Annotated in this window: 3 protein-coding genes; all 3 read left to right on the top strand. The window is 44.8% G+C overall.

Annotated elements, in window-relative coordinates:
• Positions 1-31: 31 nt before the first annotated feature.
• The 3 genes from C2755_RS05885 to C2755_RS05875 all read left to right on the top strand — a co-directional run bounded on the left by C2755_RS05885 (position 32) and on the right by C2755_RS05875 (position 4,486).
• Positions 32-1,876 (top strand): peptide transporter, encoded by a 1,845-nt coding sequence (locus tag C2755_RS05885; RefSeq protein WP_215319963.1) that lies wholly within the window; start codon positions 32-34, stop codon positions 1,874-1,876.
• The gene (locus tag C2755_RS05880) at positions 1,873-2,682 is read left to right on the top strand and encodes a peptidylprolyl isomerase (RefSeq protein ID WP_215319961.1); all 810 of its coding nucleotides are present in this window, start codon (positions 1,873-1,875) and stop codon (positions 2,680-2,682) included. Before C2755_RS05885 ends, C2755_RS05880 begins: the two co-directional genes overlap by 4 nt.
• Positions 2,683-2,752: 70 nt before the next feature.
• Positions 2,753-4,486 carry a ShlB/FhaC/HecB family hemolysin secretion/activation protein gene (locus C2755_RS05875; RefSeq protein WP_215319959.1) on the top strand — a complete coding sequence of 578 codons (1,734 nt, stop codon included), beginning with the start codon at positions 2,753-2,755 and terminating at the stop codon, positions 4,484-4,486.

Below are 4,486 nucleotides of genomic sequence, written 5' to 3'. Positions count from 1 at the left end.
GATGCGCTTGAGCTGCTCATGAAAGTATTAAATGGTTTTTAAGCTCGAAGATTTTGAACATGCGGCCTATAGTCGTCAGCATGAAGAGGCGGCCAGGATGCTTGTCAACCTACTATCCATTTTGGATAGTAGTTACGGTGTTCCAGGAATGCAGTTTCAGGCGCAGCCATTAGCTGGTATTTCAGAAGAAGAACGTGAGGCTCATGTTGGTGTTCGCTTAGCTTCGGCAATCTCTTGCTTATTCTCTGACAAAGATTTTCATTTTGCGCCACAAAGCCTAACCTCGTTGTTTACTTTGCAGCGTTGGTTTGCAACGATCTTTGGCTCTACCTTATTTCTGAATGCGGATCATGTGGTGCGTGCTCTGAACTTGGCAGGGAAAGGGAATTTAGGACACCTAGAAGTCACTGCGCAAGATTTACCCAAGTTTGCTTTGCTCTATCTGCCAGAATCCGAGATTATTTTAGAGATAGATAAATTATGGGATGCCAATAAATACCTGGCTGCCTCATTAGGTATGGCGCTCTTATCGCCACGCTTTTTGGGTTCCCCGCAGGCACACAACAAGCGCGAAGTACTTCTACCTTGGTTGACAGAAAAGCTTCCAGAAATAGAAACACTAGAAGCCTTGCCATTTGGCATCATGCATGACGTCTATATGCATTGCAGCTATGCGGATCGTGCAGATAAACATGAAATCAAGGGTGCCATCAATACTCTGATTGAGCGTTGGTTAGAAACTTATAAGCTGCTTCCCCTAGAAACTCCAGTTTTACCAGCCAAAAAAGGGCAGAAGCCCACTATGCTGGTCGTAATGGAGTGGTTTAATGCTGGTCATTCTATTTATCGCACACACTCAAGAACCCTTGAAGCCGCAAAGGAGTTATTCCATATCGTCGGTATGGGCCTTGCCAATGCCACAGATGCTGTTGGTCATGCTGTATTTGATGAATGGATTGAGATCAAGCAAGGATCTTTGCAAGAGCAGATTTCTCAAATTAGAAATGTTGCACAAGAACGTGAAGCCCAAGTCTTTTACATGCCCAGCGTTGGCATGTTCCCGCTGACAATGATGTTGGCTAATATTCGTTTGGCGCCAGTAATGGCGATGGCACTAGGTCATCCAGCGACATCACATTCCGCCTCAATGGATTATGTGGTGGTAGAAGAGGATTACGTTGGCGATCCTGAGTGCTTTAGCGAGGAATTATTAATTCTGCCGAATGATGGTATGCCATACCGCCCATCAGGATTGGCAAGTCAAAACCCTGAGCCGCCGATTATTCGCGAAAAACCCGAAGTGGTGGATATTGTGGTGGCAGCATCTGCCATGAAGATTAATCCAGAGTTTCTCAATGCTTGTAAAGAGATTGCTCTGCGCAGCAAAGTGCTAGTGAGATTTCATTTTGCAGTGGCTTTTGCACAGGGTATGGTTTACGAACAAGTTAAACGCGTAGTGCGTAATGTCTTAGGTGACTATGCCATTGTGTATGCCCACCGTGGCTACAAAGAGTATATGGAAATAGTGCGTAAGTGCGATATGTATATCAATCCATTCCCATTTGGTAATACCAACGGCATTATCGATACAGTCACTGCTGGTTTGATTGGTGTTTGTAAGACGGGCAGGGAAGTGAATGAGCATATCGACCAAGGCCTATTTGAGCGCTTCGGTATGCCCAACTGGTTAGTCGCTACCACCACAGAGGATTACATTAAAGCAGTGGTCAAGCTTGCTGAAAATCATGAGTTGCGCAATGAACTCAGAAGCAAACATGCTGGACCAGATAAGGTGCAGCGTATTTTTGAAGGTCGCCCTGAGATCATGGGGCAAATGTTGATGGACCGTCTTAAAAAGGCTAAGAGTAATTCATGAAATCTAAATTAATCCCAATCTTCTTGGTAGCAACAGGTTTTTTCCTGAACCCCGCTCAGGCGCAGACTTCAAAAACCCTGCTGACCGTTAATGGCGCCAAAATTACTAGCGCCCAAGTAGATCAATGGGTTTCGGTATCTGTATCTGAAGGGGCTAAAGATACTCCTGAGTTACGTCAATCGATTTTGAATGATTTGGTATTAAGAGAGGCGGTTGCGCAAGATGCCAAGAAGACCGGTCTTCTGACTAAAGGTAACAATGCCTTTAAGATTAAGATGGCAGAACAAAATGCCATGATGGATATCTGGTTTTCTCAATACTTTGCGGATCACCCAGTAACCAATGATGATGTTCGGGCTGTCTACGATAAACAAGTAGAGCTCAGCAAGGATCCGAAGAACTCAAAAGAGTATTTGGTTTCTCAAATCGTGGTTGCTAACGAGTCCGAAGGGGCTGAGCTTATTAAGCAAATCAATAATGGTGATTCTTTTGCAGATCTGGCGAAAGTTAAATCTCTAGATCAAAAATCTGGTCAACAAGGGGGTATTGTTGGATGGGCACTTCCAACGCAATTAACGCCTCCGATCAGTGATTTGGTTCCTAATCTGACCAAGGGCAAGATCACGCAAACCCCTGTAAAAACAGCTAATGGTTGGCACATCATCAAAGTGGATGATGTCAGACCTTTCGTCATGCCTACCTTTGATCAGGCAAAAAATACTATTGCTCAGTCCCTTATTCAGCAAAAGCGCCAGGAAGCCGTCAATGCCTTGATGCAGACCACTAAGATTACTAAAGGTAACTAGCGCATAGCTACCTTTCTGACTTATTATCAATCACATACAGCTAATATTTATCTTTAACGGTTCTATCTCGATGTCCATAACGCAATCTACCCGCTTTCATAAATCAATCTATGCCTTGGTGGCAATTAGCTTGATTTCCTCTGGCTCTGTATTTGCGCAAGTGGATGCCGGTGCATTGCAACAGAACTTAGAAAAACAGTTACCACTACCATCGCCCTTAGCGCTTCCAGAGCCCAGCTCAAAAGAGGGTACTCGTCCGGGTGAGCCACGCAAAGATGAACTTACTTTTCAGGTAAAGCAGTTTGTATTGGAAGGCATCAGCATTCTTCCAGAAGCTAGCATTCAAGAAGTATTAAAGCCATGGGTCGGTCGTGCTGTTAGTTTTGATGATTTGCAAAAAGCCTGTGATGCTGTGGTGGATTTTTATCGTAAGAGTGGCTTCACAGTTCAGGCAATCTTGCCACCTCAAAAAATTGCTAATGGCGTTGTGAAAATCCTAGTAACGGAAGCCAGGTTAAGTAGCGTCATTGTTGACACCCCCAATGGTCCAACACGCTTTAGTAAAGATACTACTGCTGAATATATTACTTACGCTAATCCACTCGGGCAGCCTTTAAATACCGAAGCAGTAGAACGTGCCTTGATTATTCTCAATGAGACGCCTGGTGTTATGGTCACTAGCCAATTGGAGCCCGGCGAAAAAGATGGCGATACTGCCTTACGAGTGCAGCTTACCGAGCCGCAGTGGTACCAGGGTAGGGTAGAGGCGAATAACTACGGCAGTAGAACAACTGGAGCCAATCAGGGGGTGATTGCTTTAAGTGGAATCAATCCATTAGGTATTGGCGATCAAATATCGATTAATGGTATTTATTCAGAAGGCTCACAGTATGTTCAAGGCGCCTACTCTTTACCAGCATCTAAAGATGGGCTGCGCTTAGGCGTTGCTGGAACTTTTCTGAACTACAAGAACGTCAGCAATTACGCCAATACTGCTAATGCTGGTTATGGTGATGCGTGGACTACAGGCGTAAGTGCCGCATACCCATTGGTACGTTCTCAAGGCACTAACGTGAACGTTACCGCTAACTATGATATTAAAGAGTACACCAATAAGAATAGTCAGACACTAACGACTATCAGCGCCTACAACATCCGAAATGCAACGGTTGGTATCTCAGGGAATCATTACGACAGCTTGGCTGGTGGCGGCATTAGCTCGGGATCACTCGCTGCCGTGTTTGGTAACTTAGATATTCTGTCAACTAGTGTGCCGGGCTATGGTGTATATACGCCTTCTAGCTTTACAAAGTTTACCTTTGCAGGCAATCGTACGCAGCAGTTAAGCGAAGATGGAACAACGACTGCATACGTTGCGGTGAGTGGTCAATTTTCCTCAGTAAATTTAAATTCTGCAGAACAAATTTATATGGGTGGACCTTATGCAGTCCGCGCCTATCCTGTTGCGCAAAGCGGCGGCTCACAAGGTGGCATTGGCACTGTTGAATTGCGTCATCAATTTCCAGAGCGCATTACAGCTAGTATGTTTTATGACGTAGGCCTAGTGCAGCAATATAAAAATACGTACCAAAATTGGCAGGGCCTTACCAATGCAAACAATACTTATTCTTTGCAAGGCGCAGGCCTTGGTTTGAAATGGGACTGGGAAGGTTGGAATCTAGGTGCAATGGTTGCTTGGCAAATTGGTAAGAATCCTTTGTATAGTTCTACTGGTCAACAGGTTGCTACCGATGGCACAACAACCAATCCACGCGGCTGGTTTACTGGTAGTTATCAGTTCTGA

The sequence above is a fragment of the Polynucleobacter sp. MWH-S4W17 genome, from assembly GCF_018687535.1.
Classification (GTDB): Bacteria; Pseudomonadota; Gammaproteobacteria; order Burkholderiales; family Burkholderiaceae; genus Polynucleobacter.
The sequence above is the reverse complement of the archived record's forward strand: the minus strand, read 5'-3'. Positions and strand labels throughout refer to the sequence as shown.